The 17,198-nt window shown below is 61.2% G+C and carries 20 protein-coding genes; 12 read left to right on the top strand and 8 right to left on the bottom strand.

Going from position 1 to position 17,198, the window contains the following annotated elements:
- Nucleotides 1-52 precede the first annotated feature (52 nt).
- From groL to VGY55_19835, 8 genes are all read left to right on the top strand, one after another.
- Nucleotides 53-1,675, top strand: a complete 1,623-nt coding sequence (gene groL, locus VGY55_19870) for a chaperonin GroEL (protein HEV2972242.1) — start codon at nt 53-55, stop codon at nt 1,673-1,675.
- Between the two features lie 73 nt (nt 1,676-1,748).
- Nucleotides 1,749-2,513, top strand: coding sequence for a hypothetical protein (locus tag VGY55_19865; protein ID HEV2972241.1), 765 nt, complete (start codon nt 1,749-1,751; stop codon nt 2,511-2,513).
- A 118-nt stretch (nt 2,514-2,631) separates the two neighbouring features.
- The gene (locus tag VGY55_19860) at nt 2,632-3,282 is read left to right on the top strand and encodes a hypothetical protein (GenBank protein HEV2972240.1); all 651 of its coding nucleotides are present in this window, start codon (nt 2,632-2,634) and stop codon (nt 3,280-3,282) included.
- Between the two features lie 124 nt (nt 3,283-3,406).
- Nucleotides 3,407-4,561: a molecular chaperone DnaJ gene (dnaJ, locus tag VGY55_19855; protein ID HEV2972239.1), complete on the top strand. Its 1,155-nt coding sequence runs from the start codon at nt 3,407-3,409 to the stop codon at nt 4,559-4,561.
- A gap of 2 nt (nt 4,562-4,563) precedes the next feature.
- A complete protein-coding gene (locus tag VGY55_19850; protein HEV2972238.1) occupies nt 4,564-5,157 on the top strand; it encodes a nucleotide exchange factor GrpE in 594 nt (197 codons plus the stop codon).
- Nucleotides 5,158-5,299: 142 nt separating this feature from the next.
- Nucleotides 5,300-5,641: a zinc ribbon domain-containing protein gene (locus VGY55_19845; protein HEV2972237.1), complete on the top strand. Its 342-nt coding sequence runs from the start codon at nt 5,300-5,302 to the stop codon at nt 5,639-5,641.
- Nucleotides 5,642-5,671: 30 nt separating this feature from the next.
- A complete protein-coding gene (yacG, locus tag VGY55_19840; GenBank protein HEV2972236.1) occupies nt 5,672-5,857 on the top strand; it encodes a DNA gyrase inhibitor YacG in 186 nt (61 codons plus the stop codon).
- A 198-nt stretch (nt 5,858-6,055) separates the two neighbouring features.
- A complete protein-coding gene (locus VGY55_19835; GenBank protein ID HEV2972235.1) occupies nt 6,056-7,297 on the top strand; it encodes a hypothetical protein in 1,242 nt (413 codons plus the stop codon).
- A gap of 146 nt (nt 7,298-7,443) precedes the next feature.
- Here VGY55_19835 and VGY55_19830 read toward each other — a convergent pair whose 3' ends face one another.
- From VGY55_19830 to VGY55_19805, 6 genes are all read right to left on the bottom strand, one after another.
- Entirely contained in the window at nt 7,444-8,310 is an 867-nt protein-coding gene (locus tag VGY55_19830) for a sugar phosphate isomerase/epimerase family protein (protein ID HEV2972234.1), read from the bottom strand.
- 553 nt (nt 8,311-8,863) lie between these two features.
- Nucleotides 8,864-9,109 carry a hypothetical protein gene (locus VGY55_19825; GenBank protein HEV2972233.1) on the bottom strand — a complete coding sequence of 82 codons (246 nt, stop codon included), beginning with the start codon at nt 9,107-9,109 and terminating at the stop codon, nt 8,864-8,866.
- 117 nt (nt 9,110-9,226) lie between these two features.
- Nucleotides 9,227-9,745, bottom strand: coding sequence for a GrpB family protein (locus VGY55_19820; protein HEV2972232.1), 519 nt, complete (start codon nt 9,743-9,745; stop codon nt 9,227-9,229).
- Nucleotides 9,746-9,806: 61 nt separating this feature from the next.
- Nucleotides 9,807-10,703, bottom strand: a complete 897-nt coding sequence (locus VGY55_19815; protein HEV2972231.1) for a CPBP family intramembrane glutamic endopeptidase — start codon at nt 10,701-10,703, stop codon at nt 9,807-9,809.
- Between the two features lie 135 nt (nt 10,704-10,838).
- Nucleotides 10,839-11,045: a hypothetical protein gene (locus VGY55_19810; GenBank protein ID HEV2972230.1), complete on the bottom strand. Its 207-nt coding sequence runs from the start codon at nt 11,043-11,045 to the stop codon at nt 10,839-10,841.
- Between the two features lie 84 nt (nt 11,046-11,129).
- Complete coding sequence (locus VGY55_19805; GenBank protein ID HEV2972229.1) at nt 11,130-12,188, bottom strand: hypothetical protein; 1,059 nt, start codon at nt 12,186-12,188, stop codon at nt 11,130-11,132.
- A gap of 35 nt (nt 12,189-12,223) precedes the next feature.
- On the opposite strand from VGY55_19805, the gene VGY55_19800 reads away from it, so the two are divergent.
- The 3 genes from VGY55_19800 (at nt 12,224) to VGY55_19790 (ending at nt 13,546) form a co-directional block, all read left to right on the top strand.
- On the top strand, nt 12,224-12,559 hold the full coding sequence (locus VGY55_19800; GenBank protein HEV2972228.1) for a hypothetical protein: 336 nt from the start codon (nt 12,224-12,226) through the stop codon (nt 12,557-12,559).
- Between the two features lie 181 nt (nt 12,560-12,740).
- The gene (locus tag VGY55_19795; GenBank protein HEV2972227.1) at nt 12,741-13,103 is read left to right on the top strand and encodes a hypothetical protein; all 363 of its coding nucleotides are present in this window, start codon (nt 12,741-12,743) and stop codon (nt 13,101-13,103) included.
- Nucleotides 13,100-13,546, top strand: coding sequence for a type II toxin-antitoxin system VapC family toxin (locus VGY55_19790; GenBank protein HEV2972226.1), 447 nt, complete (start codon nt 13,100-13,102; stop codon nt 13,544-13,546). The genes VGY55_19795 and VGY55_19790 overlap by 4 nt, the downstream gene beginning before the upstream one ends.
- A gap of 35 nt (nt 13,547-13,581) precedes the next feature.
- Here VGY55_19790 and VGY55_19785 read toward each other — a convergent pair whose 3' ends face one another.
- Nucleotides 13,582-14,643, bottom strand: coding sequence for a peptidase (locus VGY55_19785; GenBank protein HEV2972225.1), 1,062 nt, complete (start codon nt 14,641-14,643; stop codon nt 13,582-13,584).
- Nucleotides 14,644-14,970: 327 nt separating this feature from the next.
- On the opposite strand from VGY55_19785, the gene VGY55_19780 reads away from it, so the two are divergent.
- Nucleotides 14,971-16,944: a glycosyltransferase family 39 protein gene (locus VGY55_19780; protein ID HEV2972224.1), complete on the top strand. Its 1,974-nt coding sequence runs from the start codon at nt 14,971-14,973 to the stop codon at nt 16,942-16,944.
- Between the two features lie 135 nt (nt 16,945-17,079).
- Here the strand turns inward: VGY55_19780 and VGY55_19775 are convergent.
- Nucleotides 17,080-17,198, bottom strand: a 119-nt coding sequence (locus VGY55_19775) for an IS4 family transposase (GenBank protein HEV2972223.1), incomplete at its 5' end; no start/stop codon positions are given.

Raw genomic sequence — 17,198 nt, 5'->3', positions numbered from 1 at the left:
TTCCTCGCGATTCAAGATCAAACAAGACTTTCTCAAATAGGAACCCGTCACCGTGGCTGCAAAACAATTGCTGTTTCAGGATCAAGCCCGAGCGAAAATGCTCAAGGGAGTCGAAAAGCTGGCCGATGCAGTGGCGATCACGATGGGCCCCACCGGCCGCAACGTAATCATCGCCAAGTCGTTCGGCGGCCCGACCGTCACCAAGGACGGCGTGACCGTCAGCAAAGAAGTCGAGCTGGAAGACCGGTTCGAGAACATGGGGGCCAAGCTCGTGAACGAGGTGGCCACGAAGACCTCCGACATCGCGGGCGACGGCACGACGACGGCCACTGTTCTGGCCCGAGCCATTTTCAAGGAAGGCACGCGGAACATCGCCGCCGGCAGCAATCCGATGGCAGTCCGCCGCGGGATCGAGAAAGCCGTCGAAGCGGCGGTCGAGCATCTGAAGGAAATGGGCCGGCCGGTGCAGAACCCGCAGGAGGTCGCTCAGGTCGGCGCGATCAGCGCCAACAACGACATGACCATCGGCAAGCTGCTGGCCGAAGCCCTGGAGAAGGTCGGCAAGGACGGCGTGATCACCGTCGAGGAAGGCAAGACGATGGAGACGACCGTCCGCTTTGTGGACGGGATGCAATTCGACAAGGGCTTCATCTCGCCGTACTTCATCAATCGCCCGGCCGAGATGGATTGCCTGCTCGAAGACGCGTTGATCCTGATTCACGAAAAGAAGATCGCGAATTTGCGCGAGTTGGTTCCGATCCTCGAAAAGGTGGCCCAGACGGGCAAGCCGCTATTGATCGTCGCCGAAGAAGTTGAGGGTGAAGCGCTGACGGCGCTGGTGGTCAACAAGCTTCGCGGCGTGCTGAATATCTGCGCCGTCAAGGCCCCCGGCTTCGGCGATCGCCGCAAGGCCATGCTCGGCGACATTGCCACCCTGACCGGCGGCACGCTCATTAGCGAAGACCTCGGGATCAAGCTCGAAAACTTGACGCTCGAGCACATGGGCCGGGCCAAGAAGATCACGGTCGACCGCAACGAAACGACGATCGTGCAAGGGGCCGGCAAGCAAGCCGACGTGCAGAATCGAATCCAGCAGATTCGCAATCAGATCGAGGCATCCGACAGCGAATACGATCGCGAAAAGTATCAGGAGCGATTGGCGAAGCTGACCGGCGGCGTGGCAATCATCTCCGTCGGGGCCGGCACCGAGTCGGACATGAAGCAGAAGAAGGCCCGCGTCGAGGATGCTCTGCACGCCACTCGCGCCGCGGTCGAGGAGGGGATTCTTCCGGGTGGCGGCGTGGCCCTGCTCCGCTGCACGGAGGCGGTCGAGAAGGTCCGCGCCTCGGCCAAGGGAGACGAAAAAATCGGAGTCGATATCATCCTGCATTCGCTCTCCGCTCCGATCCGTCAAATTGCTGACAACGGCGGAATCGACGGCTCGGTAGTGGCCGACGAGGTGAGCCAGAAAGCGACGAACGTCGGCTTCGACGCCAACACCCGGCAGTATGTCGATATGCTGAAGGCGGGGATCATCGACCCCGTCAAGGTCGTCCGCGCGGCGCTAACGAATGCCGCCAGCATCTCCGGCCTGATGCTCACGACCGAAGCGCTGGTTACGACGCTCGACAAGGACGACAAGGACAAGAGCCGCGTCGAGGGAAGCATTCGGTAGGTGGTCTCGATCGAGGAAAGTCCGTCCTACAACTGATTGCAGCCATATTCGCCGATGCGTTTGGGCGCCAGCCATGAGCAGCGACGTCGATCGCATTCCGGCCGAGGTTGCCGATAAGCTCGGCTATTACGTGTATCTACTGGTGGACCCGCGCGACGGACACCCTTTCTATGTCGGCAAGGGAAAGGGTAGCCGTGTGATATCGCACCTCCGCTCGGCTGGCGAGTCAAGGAAAAACCAGAAGTTAGCTGACCTCGCCTCGCATCGTCTCAAACCGCGCCTTGAGATCATTTCGCACGGCCTGGAGTCAGAGGTGACTGCGTTTCGAGTTGAGGCGGCGGTTATCGATGCGATACCGAATCTCACAAACCAAATCCGCGGGATCGTTCATGGAATCGATAGCGTTAAGATCGGAAGGTTGCCACTCGAGGATGTTATTTGCTATTACGGGGCAAAAGAGGTTTCGATCGACGATCCGGTGATCCTCCTTCGTATTAACCACCTCTACTACCATGGAATAACTGACGACGAACTGTACGATGCGATGCGACGCGACGCGCGTGGCGTCTCAGCAAGAGGCGTTGCCGAGCGGCGAAGTACGTTCTTGCGGTTTTCCAGGGAGTCGTGCGTGAAGTTTATGAGGTCGAAGAGGATGGATGGGATCCGGAAGGCACGACCCCCGATATTTCCGAAATTCATCCCGCTCCACCAGATCGCAAGAGCGGACGACTTGAGTTTCGGGGAAAGCCTGCGGCTGAGACGATTCGAGAGAAATACCGATTCAAATCCGTGCGCGGCTACCTGCCCAAAGGCTCGCAGTTTCCGGCCCGGTACGTGAATTGTTAGGCCACTTTGCCGGCCGTTCACCGCAGGCGCGACCGCCAACGGATGCATTGAGCGCTTTCGTGAGTACAATACTGATGTGGTACGATATTACATCTTTAATGCAGTGAATCATGCGAAGCCTTGCCGACGGACTTCCTCCTGAGATCGCCAGCCAGGTTCATCCTGATTGGTATAAGAACGAGAAATCCTATTGGTCCGCACGCGAGCGGTTACTCGATCAATATGAAGATCAATGGGTCGCATTCGCTGACGGCGCTGTGATCGCGTCGAGCAAAAGCGCTGTCGAGGTATCTACGGCCGCGCACCTGTCCGGGAAACATCCGTTCGTAATCCGGGTCGGACATGAGAATGAGCCGAGCCGCGTCCGCAGTGCGGTGTTCCAATACGACCAAGACTATGGCACCGAGGCGCTCCCCGTTCTGGAAGTTGAATTTCGACCGGCGAGCGGCACGCCGGGAATTATCCTGGATCGGGTCATCCCTGACACCGGCGCGGATATGAGCCTGATTCCGTGGGCCGATTGCCAACGACTTCAACTTGAGCCGGCGATCGGTGCGCCAAGCATGTTGCAGGGCGTGGGCGGTGGAACTCCGGTGGAGACGCTTGCGTTCACCGTTTGGGTCTCAATCGACGGCCAAGAAATTGATTGTCGACTTCACGCCGACTTTCATGGCCGCGAGCGAATCCTCGGGCGCGACGTTCTAAACCGCCTGAATGTTCTCTTTCGCGGGCCGGCGGGCGAGGTCGTCATCAATCCATGATTTCGAGCCCTTCGCGACAATCGCGACAATTGCCGCCAAAACTTGGCGCATCCGGCTATCGCCTTGCGACGTAGAATTGGTTGTCACAGACCTTCACGAACACGATCCTCTTGCCATGGAAACAATGGCAGCCAAGCGAGACTACTACGAGGTCCTGGGAGTCGCCAAGAGCGCCGCGCCCAAGGAAATTGCCGACGCCTATCGCAAGCTGGCGATCAAGCATCACCCGGACAAGAATCCGGGAGACGCCGAGGCCGTGCTGAAATTCAAGGAGGCGGCCGAGGCCTTCGAGGTGCTGCACGATGCCGATAAGCGCAGCCGCTACGATCGCTTTGGCCACGCCGGGGTCGATGGTCCAGGCGCCCACCAGTTCAATGATGTCAGCGACATCATGGAGGCCTTCGGCGATATTCTCGGGGGCGGGCTGTTCGGCGATTTCTTCGGCGGCGGCACGCGGCGCGGACGGCGGCAGGTCCACAAAGGGAGCGACGTCGGCTGCGAAGTGCGATTGGACCTTATCGAAGCGGCCCGCGGCGTCACCAAAACGGTCGAGTTCGAGCGGCACGAAAAATGCGCGGATTGTGATGGCTCTGGTGCGAAGCCAGGCACCAAGCCGCAGACGTGCAGTTATTGCGGCGGGCGGGGGCAAGTGGTGCAAGCCTCGGGCTTCATCCGCGTGCAAACGACCTGTCCGGCCTGTCGCGGCGCGGGATCGGTCGTCAAGGAGCCGTGCCCCAAGTGTCGAGGAGCGGCGTATGTGGTCCGTCGCGTCAAGCGCGAGGTGATCGTGCCCGCTGGGATCGACGACGAGATGCGGATTCGTCTGGCCGGCGAAGGAGACCCCAGCCCGGACGGAGGGCCGTCGGGGGATTGTTATTGCATCGTGCACGTGGCCGAGCATCCGCTCTTTCAGCGCGACGGGCAGGATTTGATCGTGCGGGTGCCGATCGCCTATTCGCAAGCGGCCCTGGGTGCGACGGTCGAAGTGCCGACGCTCGAAGGCCGCGAGCCGCTCGAGGTCCCGGCCGGCACTCAGCCGGGCGAGGTCTTCAAACTCCGTGGCCGCGGCATGCCGGACCCGCGACGCCGCGTCCGCGGCAATTTGCTGGTGGAAGTGAATATCGAAGTGCCGAAGCACCTCACGACACGTCAGGAAACGCTGCTCCGCGATCTGGCGGCCGAGGAGCGAACGCACGTCAGCCCGCATCGCAAGCGGTTCTTCGAAAAGCTCAAGCAGTATTTTGTTTCCGAGGAAGAGACAGGGCAGAAAGAGAAATAGTCATGGCAGAGAACGACATACCAAGAGGCGCCGAGGACGTTGATCGCCAGCCGGATCCGACGCAGAGCCAACAAGAGGGCGCCGGCGTGGGCGCTCAAGTCGCAGATCCGCTCGCCGAATCCCAGTCCGTGCGGTCGCGGCTGGCCGAAGCGCAAGACAAGCTGCTCCGCACTCAAGCGGAATTGGAAAACTATCGCAAGCGGGCGCGGCGCGAGCTGGAGGACGAGCGGCGCTATGCCGAGATCAATCTACTGCGTGATCTGTTGCCGATCGTCGATAACGTGAGCCGGGCGATCGAGGCGGCTGAAAAGAAGGCCGACGCCGCCAAATTGCTCGAAGGGCTCAAAATGATGCTGCAACAGTTCGAGACCGTTTTCCCCCAACACCATGCCAAGCTGATTACCGCCGGCGCCGTCGTTGGCGAGCCGTTCGACCCGAACCGTCATGAAGCGATCTTGCAGCAACCGAGCGAAGAGCACCCGGAGCACACCGTGCTCGGCGTCACTCGCCCCGGCCTCGAGCTGCACGATCGGATCGTCCGCCCCGCGCAGGTGATCGTTTCGAAAAGGGGCGAGGGGCGAGAGGCGAGGGACTAGGGGACGCGCAATCGCTATCCAGAGGTCAACTGCAATGAATATGTTCATATTGCTTCCGGCCCAATCGCCGATCCGCGCGTCGGTCGCCGCCAAAGGCGAAGTTTTTTCCCTCGCCCCTCGCACCTAGTCCCTCGCCCCTCTCATGCCTACTTACGATTACGTCTGCGATGCGTGCGACCACAAGTTTGAGTTGTTCCAATCGATGATGGCGCCGGTCAAGCGGAAATGTCCCAAGTGTGGAAAGCAGAAGCTGCGGCGGCTGATCGGCATGGGGGCCGCGATCATGTTCAAGGGATCGGGATTCTACAAGACCGACTACCGCAGCGAAGGTTACAAGAAGCAGGCCGCCGCCGACAAGCCTAGCGACTCGACCGAGTCGAAGCCCAGCGGCGAGGAAAGCAAATCGTCCGCCGCCGCAGACACCAAGCCGAGCGGTGGCTCGGAGAGCAAAGCCGAAACGAGCAAACCGCGGAAGAAGAAGTAGGCGGCATCCGGAGTTCAGCGAGACGGGTAGATGGCACTTTCAATCTGTCCTGTCTGCGGCGCGTCGTTCGACCCTCAGCAATCGAGCTGCCTGCCGTTTTGCAACGAGCGTTGCCGCCTGATCGACCTGAAGCGCTGGCTCGGCGAGGAGTATGGCGTTCCCCATCAGCCGTCCGAACCGGATGAGGAAGCCGAGCCGCCCGCCGAGAGCGACTAGAAGCCGGCTTCAGCGCGTGCTCCCTCTCCCTCTGGGAAAGGGCCGGGGTGAGGGGAATCTGCAATTGCTTTCTCCGTCTCTAACGCGGCTCTGAGGCCGAAGCGTCTTGAAGCTGGCACTGCTATCGCCGGGCGCGACCCGTGCTTATAATGGCGACGACTTGGTCTGATTAATTGAACGCGGATGAGGAACCGACGCATGGCGGAAGACCGTGGCGTTCTGCGGGAAATTGCTTGGCGCGAGGTTTTTCCCTGGCTGGGGATCGTGCGGTGCGTCCGCTTGGCGCTCGCGCCGCGGCTGTTGCTCCTGGCGGCCCTCGGCTTGGTCGCCACTTCCGTCGGCTGGCGGATGATCGGAGGCATTTATTCCGACTCGGACGACTTGCATAAGCTCCACTGGATCGCGGCAGACAGCGAGTGGCCCTGGCGGGCTCAACTGCAGAGCGTACCTTCGCTGTCGTTCAACGGTCTCGATCCGAGCGTCAGCCCGGTGCTGCAAACCGGACAATGGCTGACCGCTCCTTTTCGCCGCATGTTTCTGGCTCCCAGCCCGGACGCCGTCGTCGGCATCGTGCCGTTCACGTATACGTTGCTGTGCGGGCTGTGGGAGCTGGCGGTCTGGGCCTTGATCGGCGGTGCGATCACGCGGATTGCCGCGTTGGCCCTGGCCCGCGAGAGCCGGCTGAGCCTGACCGACGGCCTGCGGTTTGGCACGGTGAAGTGGCTGCAATACTTTCTCGCCGCGCTGTTTCCGCTGTTAGGCGTGATCGTGCTGAGCCTAGTGGCCGGCGTCGTGTTCGGGCTGATCATGCGGGCCGATTTCGGTTTCCTGGTGATGAGCTTCTTCTGGCCGCTGATGCTCTTGGCCGGCTTGGTGATGGCGATCCTGCTATTGGGCCTGGTCTTCGGTTGGGCCCTGATGTGGCCGACGGTGAGCGTCGAGGGGACCGATTCGTTCGACGCATTGAGCCGCTCTTATTCCTACACGTTCCAACGGCCGTTTCACTATCTGTTCTATGCGATCGTGGCCGGAGTACTCGGCCTGCTGGCGGCGCACGTGGTCATTTATTTCGTCGCCTGGACCAATTGGCTGGCGCTTTGGTCGGCAAGTTGGGGAAGTGGTGCGGCGCGAGCGAAAGAAATTGGAAACCTTCTCAGAACTGCGCCGCTTCCCGAAGACACTCCCTGGTCAGTATCGACCGGCGTGAAAGTCCTCAACTTTTGGACCGATTGCGTGATGCTGTTGGGCGCCGCGTATCTTTACAGCTTTTTGTGGACCGCCGCGACCGCCGTTTATTATCTGCTGCGGCAGAGCGTCGACGGCACGGAGCCGGACGAAGTCGCCGTCGAACGCGAAGAAGAAACCTTCAGCCTGCCGCCGCTCAAGAGCGACGAATCCGGCATGCCGCAAGTCGCGGATCCGAAGAACGGCGGTAAGTGACGAACACGGCTAAATGCTTTTTGAAGTCGATATAGAACTGCGGGTGCCATGGCCACTGCCCTGAGTGGCCATGCTCCCAAGCAGTCCATGCCCACGCCGAGCCGTGGGCATGGCACCCAAAGTATCAGATCAGCTTCGAAGTCCGACTAGCGCGCTTCGATCTGAATCTCGAGCTGCCCCGCCACGCCCATCAAATACTCGCGGGCCTCGCGGGCGGCGGCGTCCGGATTGTCGATGTACGGATACAACTCGACCGTGATCCAGCCCTGGTATTCGGTCTTGGCGATTTCGGCGAGCGTGGCGGCGAAGTCGATTGCTCCGCGACCGGGGATCAGATGCTTGTGTACTCGGTCGGCGGCGATGTCTTCGAGATGATAGTGTCGCGTGAAGGGGGCCATCGTCCGCACCCATTCCTCGGGGTTCTCGCCGACGCAATAGGCATGGCCGATATCGAAATTCAGCCCGACGCTCGGCGACTTGATCCGCCGCATGAATTGCAAGTGCTGGCCGAACGTCTCGATCATCAAATGCGGCTCCGGCTCGATCAGAAGCTGCACGCCAAGCTGCTCGGCCACGTCGACGCAGGGCATCAGCTCATCATAAAAGACTTGCGCCGCCTGCTCCCACGTCTGTCCGTCGTTGAGCGGCCCCCCCGGCTCGGTCGTGAGACAGGGCGCGCCCAGCTCATGCGCCAGCCGCAGCGCCCGCTTCGTGTGCTCGCGGCGGATGGCCCGATAGTGCGGGGCTGGATCGATCCAGCTCGGATGCCAGTACGGCTGCCGCGGATCGGCCACGGCATTCATCATGAACGCGTTGACGTTCGAGATCTTCAGATGGTGCCGATCGAGCGCGGCACGGATCGACTGCTTCCGCTCCTCGAGCAACCCCGCCGGCCAGGCATGCGGCACGTCGGCCAGAATCTCGATCCCCGTATACCCCGCATCCGCAATCCGCGCAATGGCATCCTCGATCGAGAAATTGAGATACGCATTGCTGCTGAAGGCGAGTTTCATGGGGCGGAAGCGCGGAGTGGTGGCGATTGATGACGGCGAACTGAGGTGGCGAACATCCATTGTAGTTCAGGGGCCAAGCGGGCGAAACGCAGGAAGGTTTGCCGGCGAGACGCTTGGCTCGTCCCATCGGGTGCCACTGCTGGCTTGCCAGCAGTGCAACGCGTCAGCAGTTGACTTGCCCATTCGGGCGCCAATCGAGCGGCGACGATCAAGTGATTTGCAGTGTTCCGTCACTGCTGGACAAGCCATAGCAAATCTGCGATTACACGTCATGCGAGCCGTGCATGACCGGCGACGGTAAATGCCCCGACGGGCTTCGTCCTCCAGCCCAAGGGTTGCCCGCCGGTGGCGGGCTACCCTTGGGCTGGAGGGCGCAACCCCCTTAAGCATTTTCAGTAAGTCAAGTCGGCGCTGGTTCTTACGTGTTGGTTCGGGCGATTCCGCTGAAATCGCTAGCAGCAGTCACTCTGGCGATGCCGTGAAAACATTGGAAATCTCGATAAACTGCGGTACTTCCCGTCGCATAATACTTAACGGCGTTGCCCGTTGGGGTTCATTCCGCCAAGAATGGCTTGCGCGAGCCGGCCTTCGACCTCGATACCAGTGCCTGAAATCTTGGGTTGGACTGGAGCAATTCGTCAATCAGCCCATCATCCTCCCCCGGATCGAGAGGTTGAATCGTCAAGAGGTTTTTGTCCGGCATCTCGACAACCACAGTCTCTCCCGTTTCGACGCACTCATTCAGCGTCCTTGTGAGATCCGTTTCCAGGCGGCTGAGCGGAATGGTCTTGATGGCCATGAAACGCCTCTCCTTCGCTCGTTCTTCCTAAATCGAATCATAGCGAGCATCCATCAATTTGCCACGGTTTCTAACCGTGTGTTCGCAATCTTCGCTCTCGGAATTCTAGCGAATTCGCTACGACTTCTCGCACTGCCGTGCCGCTTCAGCCTCCACGCTCCGGATGAAATCGGTCTTGGCGTCAGCGTATTCGTTCATGTCTTGCCAATCGCGCGCGGCCAAGGTGTGTTTGAGCGCGGCGTATTGGGCCGCGGTTTCGGGATGCGTGCGGAGATAGTCGCGGAATCGGAGATGTCGCTGCCAGAAGTCCGTGCCGATGGCGACCATGTGGATGTGATGGGTTCTGACGCCGGATTGCTCTTTCCGGAAGAAGCGGCGGAACGGCATTTCCGTTTCGTATTGCGGGACGTATTCGTAGCCCAATTGCTCGATGCGCGGCACGAACGAATTGGCTTGGGCGAAATCCGCGAGGCCGATCAGGATGTCGATCACCGGCTTGGCCGCCAGGCCGGGCACGGCCGTGCTGCCGATATGTTCGATGACCGCGGAGCCCGGCAGTTGACGGGCTAGCAGCGCCGCCTCGTCGTCAAATATCTTGGGCCAAAGCGGCGAGTATTCGGAGATTGCGATTCGCATAACTTGGCACGCGATGATAATCTTGCGGCCTCCTCCGCCCATTCAGTGCGGCATGCCCGCCTCACGGCAAGAGTGCGGGAATGCTTCCCAACATATCAGTCAATCCGTGATACACGCCTCCGGCGACAACGCTCTTCGTCCTTTCTCTCAGGAAGCCGAAAAACAGGCCGCTGGCAGTGTTGGGCAGCCACCATAACCAGGCGAAGACGTATTGCCCGTTGAAATAGTCAACCGTATTCAGCACGTGAATGGATCCGAACAGCACGGATGACACGATCAGCCCCACGCCGAAATCGACGTTCATCCAACGAAACGGACGACCGAAGGCCTGATTGACGCGCGACTGAATGTATCCGCGGAAGAAGATTTCTTCACCGAACCCGGCCCCGAAAAACAGCCACATCGAATTCAGAGTCGCCTTGAGAACCGGCCGATGGAAGCTCATCGCAAGGATGGTCGGTGCCGAAAGCAATCCGAGCAAGACAAGTAGGCTGACCCAAACTGGAATTCTCCGCATCGCGCCGCCGCCGCGCGAGAGAAACAAGAGCAGCAGAAACGCGCCGACGAGTTCGCCGATCGTCGCGGCAACCGAACGCTTCACGTCGGGCGGATGGAGCGGATCGAAATGGATCTGGGCAATCCGAATGACCACGACCGCCGCGGCGGCGAACAACAGGCCCCAGAACAACCCGATGTTCAAGTTCGTTTTCCATCCGTTGAGCGTCAGCCCGTACTGCTCGAAACTCCTTCGACAGACCAACAGAATTGCAACCGTGAACAGGATCATCGCCGCGCCGGCCGAAAAGTTCAGGCCCTGATCGCCTTCGAGCCTGCCAAGCGCTGTGAAATGCTTGAACGCCCGATAGGTCACGTGGACCAGTGCGAAGGCGACGAGGACCTCCACGACGGCGATGCACCGGTCGAATACACTTCGAGAGCGAACCAGATCGGAAGTCATGTCTACCCGCGCGTTGAGACGGCTTGTTCGTGGCCACATTGTACCAGCGCATAAAAACCCCCGCGGGGTGCGCGGGGCAACTGATTTTCAATCAGTCAGCGGCAGCAGATCAAAAAAGGAGCGAGAGGAGGACCTTTACCGGATTGGTCGAATCGCTGCGATCGCCGTCGCGCGGGCCGCGATTGCCGGGGCCGTCCGATGAGGGACCACCGCGACCTCGGCCAGCGCCGTCCGGGCCGCCGCGATCTGGATTTCCGCGGTCCGCACTGTCTCGATTCGGCCTGCCGCGAGGCGGGCGACCGCCGTCGTCGCTCGGGCCGTCGGTTCCTCGACGCGGGCCATCCGCTGAGGGACCGCCGCGGCCGTCCGGTCCGCCGAAGCGGAAGGCGGCCGGAGTGCGACGTCCGTCGGCCGATCCGTCGCGATTCATGCCTGCCCCACCGGGGCCAAAATCGCCGCCACCGGGACCACCGAAACCGAATCCGCGCGGCGGGCCGCCGAACTGCGGTCGAGCGTCGTCGTCGTTACGTCCACCGTCGCCGTCGCGTTGACCTCGGGCGCCATTCCATTGACCCCATTGGCCGAAGCTCTGGCTACCGAAGTTCCGGCCACCGAAACTTTGGTTACCGAAGCCGCGACCACCGCCGCCCTCGCCGCCGAATCGCGGCCCACTGGAACGGTCATCGTCCCACGGTCCGCCCGCGAACCCGCGCGGCCCGTTGCCACCGAATCCTTGGCCGCCGTCACGCTGACCACCGAATTCCTGACGGCCGAAGCGCTGCCCTCCAAATCCTGGTCCGCCCCATGGTCCGCCGCCAAAATCGCGCGGCCCATTGCCTCCAAATCCTGGCCCACCGAAGCGCTGTCCTCCGAATCCGCGACTACCAAAACCCGGTCCGCCCCACTGTCCACCGCTGTATCCGCGCGGCCCATTGCCGAAGCCGCGGCCCCCGCCGCCGGGTCCACCCATGCCACTGCCGCCCCAACCACGGCCGGGTCCGCCCCAACCGCCGCCCCATTGGTCGAAGCGACCGCCCGGCCCGCCTTGCCCCCAACCACCAAATCCACGATTGTTAAATCCCATCGGGCCGCGACCGCCGGATCCGCCGCGATGACCATATCGGCCATGCTGCCCACGACCGCCAGGCATTCCGTGACGGCCATAATGCCCATACATTGCGCCGCGCCCGCCGCCAAATCCGCGCCCGCTGCGGTAGCCCCACTGACCATGCGCCCAGCCGCCGCGTCCGCGATACATTCCGCCGCGGCCGTGACGCCCGTGCATACCTTGGTGCCCATGCATCGCGCCGCGCATGCCAAAATGCCCGCGGCCGCCAAAACCGCGCCCTCGACCGCCGTGAGCTGAATGGGCACGACCGTGACCACGATATCCGTGGCGGCGCGCTGCATTCGCGTGACCATGCTTGCCATGCCGCCCCTTGTGCCCGTGTCCACCTTTGTGATTGTGGCGAGCACGTGCCGCATGCCCCTTGCCGCGCAGTGATTTATGGTGCGGGGCCTTGCCGCTCTTTGCCGATTTGCCCTTCGTTTTGTCGCTCTCTTTCTTCTCGCCGTGTTTCTTCTCGCCGTCGGATTTCTTCCCATCTTCCTTCTCAGCCTTTTCACTTTTCTCAGCCTTCTCACCCCTGTCAGAAGATTTCTTCTCGACATGCGACTTCTTCTGGGCGTCCTTGTCGCCATCGTCGTCCGCCAAGCTGGGCCGCGCCGCGCAAAACGCCACGCCGACGATCGCCGCCATGAGAATCCGCCACATACGAGCATCCTTACCGGCAAAAGAAGAGAATGCGGTCAGAGCGACGCGACGCCGCTGCCGTGAATCCGCCTATCTCGGATAAGGGATATTAACCCTGTAGCCCGCTCTAGGTATCGGTGAGTCGGCGGACGACGGCTCAATCGCGTCGGATGCGCGGACCAGTGCCTCTGGGGCGAATGACCACGATCGTTTAACCCGGAGCCTACGGCGACGGCGCCATCTCGGCAACTACGAATCGACCAAAGTTCTCGGGGCATGGAATAATGACGCCGCGAATGACCTTCCTAGCAATGTCGTTTTTCTGGCCATTCTGCCGCCGCTTCTCGGCAATCGCCGGGATGGTTATCATGCAGCATAGGGAGTCGCATATGAATCTGATTTTGAATCTACCGCCCGAAACGGAAGCAAGGCTTCGCGAAGCTGCGATGCAAGCGGGAAAGCCGCCCGAAGTGCTAGCTCTCGAAGCCCTCGACGAAAAGCTCTCGATGGCTGATGACCCAGCAGACCAGCTCTCGTTAGATCGGTGGCAAGAAAAATTTCGCGACGCGCTAACCGCCCTTCCACGCTCCGCGGCAACGACCGTCGACGACAGCCGCGAAAGCATCTATGAAGGCCGCGGCGAATGAGGATCCTCATCGACACGAATGTGCTGGTGAGGCTCGCGCATTTAGGTGATCCTGACCAACCGGTAGCGGACAAGGCGCTCAACTCGCTCCGAACGCAGCAGCACGCGCTCCGTCTCGTTCCCCAAGTGATATATGAGTTTTGGTCCGTGGCGTCGCGCCCTGTCGACCGGAACGGCTTGGACCTGCCCGTCGGCTCGATCAACACTTTGGTTAACGAGTGGAAAGTGCTCTTTCCGGTATTGCGCGACGAGCGCGCCATTTTGGAAATATGGCAGCACTTGGCTCTCCAATACCGGGTACGGGGCAAGCAAGCCCACGATGCGCGGCTCGTCGCCGCGATGCAACGCCACGGCCTCACGCACATCCTTACGTTCAATCCCGCCGACTTTCAGCGCTATGCTGACATCACGATTCTCGATCCGCAAAATGTGGCGGCGTCATAATACTTTCATGGGTGATCGTTGTTCCGTTTTTACCCTTAACTCACCTTTCGCAGCATCGTCACTCGCCCAGTCTCGACCCATTCGGTGACGAAGATGTTGCCGTCTTTGTCGAAGCAGGCGTCGTGCGGGTGGACGAATTTGCCCGCCTGCCAGCGGCTGGGGTCTTTGCGAATTTGCATCTTCTTCACGTCCGCGATCCAGGCCGCGTCGTCGCCGAGATGCACGATCAGCTTGTTGTCGCGACCGAAAAGCGAGACGCGGGCATAGAGGTCGGGCACAAGCAGCACGTCGCCGCGGATATCGAAATGGGCGGGGAACAGCACGTCGTGGATCATGCTCAGCGGCTTGCCTTCGAGCGATAGGTATTGCAGCCGGGCGTTGGCCCGATCGGCTACCACGAGCGACGGCTCGCGCCCCGGCCGGTCATCGAGCCAGAGGCCGTGCGGCGTTTTGAATTTCCCCGGCTCGGTCCCTTCGCCGCCGAAGGTGCGAATCCAGCGGGCGTCTTTGTCGAATTGATGGATATAGTGCGAGCCGTAGCCATCGCCGACGTAGAACCCGCCGTCCGGATGAAAGGCCACGTTCGTCGGCTTGAACTTGCCGAACTGCTTGTACACGTGCGGAATCTTGAGATAGCCGAATTTCCAGACCAGCTCTCCTTTGAGATTGGTCTTCGACACCGTGCAGTGGTCGATATCGCACAGATAGAGGAATTCCTCTCCGTCTTCCTTGCGGATGTCGATGCCGTGGCCGCCGGGGTAGTATTCTCGGCCGAAGGAGCGGACGAACTTTCCAGTCGGATCGAACACAACGATCGTGTCCATGCCGTCCTTCGGGTTCTTGCTATGCCCTTGATGCTTGATGTAGATGAACCCGGCCTCGTCGATCGTCACGCCGTGCGTGGTTTCCCACTTGATGTGTTTGGGCAATTCGCCCCAGTCGTGCAAGCATTCGTAGCGAAACTCGCCTTGGCCGATAACGGCGTTCTTCGAGCCGGCCTTATCTTCCGTGCCGAGGAGCAAGGGAGCGGTCGCGGAAGCGGCGGCGATGGCGCCCGCGGCGGTAGCGGTTTGCTTGAGAAAAGTGCGGCGTTGCATGGCGAGGGTCTCCGGTGGGCTCGGTGGGTGGCGAGTGAGGTGCGGGCGAATCGACGACTACTACTCTAGCCGAACGGTCTGTCTGTTTTCAATCCTTCGCCATTTCGCCGCGCCTACCTCGTGTGTCGCGGACGGTGAGTCAAACCTTGACCGCTGCCAGCGAAATCCCTATAGTCCGCCGCCCCTCGGAAGGTTGGGCAAGGAAACCGCCGGGGACTGTCCCCTTTTGCGGAGCGGGCACCATCGCCGCGATGGTCAGGAACAAAAGGGGACTGTCCCTCTCTCCGCAGGCGGTTTTCAGGAAGGCTCGTCGAGGACTGGTCGTTCATGCGCGCACGAATCCAACACCAACTCTGCATACTCGCCGCAGCGCTCGTGGTGTTCTTCACGAATCTCGGCGGTCCCCGGCTGTGGGACGACGACGAGCCGAGGAACGCCACCTGTGCGCGCGAGATGCTCGCCCGCGGCGATTGGATCGTGCCGACGTTCAATTCCGAGCTTCGCACCGACAAGCCCGCGCTGCTCTATTGGCTGATGATGGGCTCGTATTCGCTGTTCGGGGCGACGGAGTTCGCCGCTCGATTTCCCTCGGCGCTCTTGGCCGTGGGGACGGCGCTCATGACCTATCATCTGGGCCGGCTTTTGTTTCGCCCGCAGGTGGGGCTTTGGGCTGGCATGATCATGGCCACGAATCTCATGTTCGCGGTCTCGGCACGAGCGGCGACGCCCGACTCGACGCTGATCTTTTTCACGACGCTGGCGCTATTGATTTATGTGTGGAGCATGACCGGCGGGCGCGAGGGAGCGTTTCTCGGTGCGTCCTGCAAATCCGGCTGGGAGAAGGGGACAGTCCCCATTTTGCCCGACCAATGTCTGCAAGCCGCATCCGAGTCCGAATTGCATCGGGCAAAATGGGGACAGTCCCCTCCGGATTTTCGCGCATCCATGCCGGCGTGGCCAGCACTTGCGGCGATGTATGCGGCGATGGGCTTGGCCGTGCTCGCCAAGGGCCCGGTCGGCACGCTGCTGCCGTGCGCGGCGATCGGGCTGTTTCTCACGCTGCGCTGCATGAGGCCGAGCGTGCGCATCGCGCCGCCTGAGCACGCAACGCTGCTCAATAATATCAAATGCTGGCTGCGCGGCTTGGTGGCCGGGCTGCCGGAATTCATAAGACAGCTTCCGCGGGCGGTTTGGGCGATGCGGCCGATTCTTTTCGTGGCAATCGTATTGGCAGTTTCCCTGCCTTGGTACTTGCTGGTTGGCCTGAAGACCGACTGGCAATGGACGAGCGGCTTTTTTCTCAAACACAATCTCGAGCGGTTCATGGAGCCGCTTGGCGGGCATCGCGGGACGATCCTATTCCATCCGCTGATTCTGATCGCCTGTTTCTTTCCGTGGTCGTTTCTGCTGCCAGCCGGAGCGTTGCAACTCGTGCGGAAGGTACGGTCGGGCGATCCTCGGAGCGCGGCGTATTTGCTGATGGGAACCTGGATCTTCGTGTGGTTTGCCGTTTTTTCACTGGCCGGGACGAAGCTGCCCAGCTATGTGCTGCCCGCCTATCCGGCCCTGGCCGTCGTTTGCGGCGCCTGGGCGGCCGATTGGATCGCCTCCCCGGCACAGCGCTCCGCGCATCGCTGGGTGTCCGCCGGTTTGATCGCGCTGGCCGCAGCCGGCGTCGGATTGGCGATCGGCTTTAGCCTGGCGATGCCGCGATGGTTTCCGGGCGTGCCGAGTTTTGGCTGGATCGGTGCGATCGCGATTGCCGGAGCGGGAGTGGGCTGGTTCTTCCATCGGCGGAAGCAGCCTGCCATGTCGCTCGGATCGCTGGCGGTCACTGCGATCTTGCTGGCCGTGGCGGCATTCGCGATCGCCGCCGTTCCAATCAGCCGCCTGCAAAACGGGGCCCGGTTCGCCGAAATGTTGCGGCAAATCGAGGGCAAGCCGGATGGGATCGGGATGTTCCATGTGGCCACGACCGGTGTTATCTACTACGCCGACCCGCCGCTTCACGATTTCAAGGAAGATCGCCAGGGCGTGCAAACGTTCTTCGCTCGCGCGGAATGCCCGGTCCTGGTGACCGACGCGGAGGGTTACAACGCGATCCGCCCGCTGCTCCCTCCAGACGCCCGGATCATCGACCGCCAGCCGCGGTTCTTGAAGCGCGGCGAGATGGTGGTGATCGGCCGCGCGCCGTCGGCGAATCTCGCGGCCCAGCGCCGCGCGACCGCCAATGATGACGCCACGTCGCTCGAAGCCCTTCGAACCAACGACACCACAACACATGACTCGCTGCGGCGCTAATTCTTCATCGGATTTGTTTGATGCCTAACGGAACTTCAAAGCTGATTCGTTGGGTGCCATGGCCACTGCTCTGAGTGGCCATGCGCCGACTCAGACACATGCCCACGCAAAGCCGCTCATCGTTACCCGCAATATTCATGGTCCGCGGGGGAGTCGGTAGCCTATGACCAAGTCAGTGAGCCGACGCCAGCCACGCCAGAGAGTTTTTACACCGGGTTGACCATCATGACGACGGCCGAGAAATCCTCCCAGTT

The sequence above is a fragment of the Pirellulales bacterium genome, assembly GCA_035939775.1.
In the GTDB taxonomy this organism is placed as follows: Bacteria; Planctomycetota; Planctomycetia; order Pirellulales; family DATAWG01; genus DASZFO01.
This window is presented reverse-complemented; position numbering and strand designations above follow the sequence as displayed.

Coding starts and splice junctions, on each gene's coding strand:
- VGY55_19835 (HEV2972235.1), top strand. CDS start 6,056: ATGGCGGAAGACCGTGGCGTTCTGCGGGAAATTGCTTGGCGCGAGGTT.
- VGY55_19810 (HEV2972230.1), bottom strand. CDS start 11,045: ATGGCCCGCGTCGAGGAACCGACGGCCCGAGCGACGACGGCGGTCGCC.
- VGY55_19785 (HEV2972225.1), bottom strand. CDS start 14,643: ATGCAACGCCGCACTTTTCTCAAGCAAACCGCTACCGCCGCGGGCGCC.
- dnaJ (HEV2972239.1), top strand. CDS start 3,407: ATGGCAGCCAAGCGAGACTACTACGAGGTCCTGGGAGTCGCCAAGAGC.
- VGY55_19790 (HEV2972226.1), top strand. CDS start 13,100: ATGAGGATCCTCATCGACACGAATGTGCTGGTGAGGCTCGCGCATTTA.
- VGY55_19845 (HEV2972237.1), top strand. CDS start 5,300: ATGCCTACTTACGATTACGTCTGCGATGCGTGCGACCACAAGTTTGAG.
- VGY55_19805 (HEV2972229.1), bottom strand. CDS start 12,188: ATGCGGCACGTGCTCGCCACAATCACAAAGGTGGACACGGGCACAAGG.
- VGY55_19795 (HEV2972227.1), top strand. CDS start 12,741: ATGACGCCGCGAATGACCTTCCTAGCAATGTCGTTTTTCTGGCCATTC.
- VGY55_19825 (HEV2972233.1), bottom strand. CDS start 9,109: ATGGCCATCAAGACCATTCCGCTCAGCCGCCTGGAAACGGATCTCACA.
- VGY55_19850 (HEV2972238.1), top strand. CDS start 4,564: ATGGCAGAGAACGACATACCAAGAGGCGCCGAGGACGTTGATCGCCAG.
- VGY55_19865 (HEV2972241.1), top strand. CDS start 1,749: ATGAGCAGCGACGTCGATCGCATTCCGGCCGAGGTTGCCGATAAGCTC.
- VGY55_19820 (HEV2972232.1), bottom strand. CDS start 9,745: ATGCGAATCGCAATCTCCGAATACTCGCCGCTTTGGCCCAAGATATTT.
- VGY55_19830 (HEV2972234.1), bottom strand. CDS start 8,310: ATGAAACTCGCCTTCAGCAGCAATGCGTATCTCAATTTCTCGATCGAG.
- VGY55_19815 (HEV2972231.1), bottom strand. CDS start 10,703: ATGACTTCCGATCTGGTTCGCTCTCGAAGTGTATTCGACCGGTGCATC.
- VGY55_19860 (HEV2972240.1), top strand. CDS start 2,632: ATGCGAAGCCTTGCCGACGGACTTCCTCCTGAGATCGCCAGCCAGGTT.
- VGY55_19780 (HEV2972224.1), top strand. CDS start 14,971: ATGCGCGCACGAATCCAACACCAACTCTGCATACTCGCCGCAGCGCTC.
- yacG (HEV2972236.1), top strand. CDS start 5,672: ATGGCACTTTCAATCTGTCCTGTCTGCGGCGCGTCGTTCGACCCTCAG.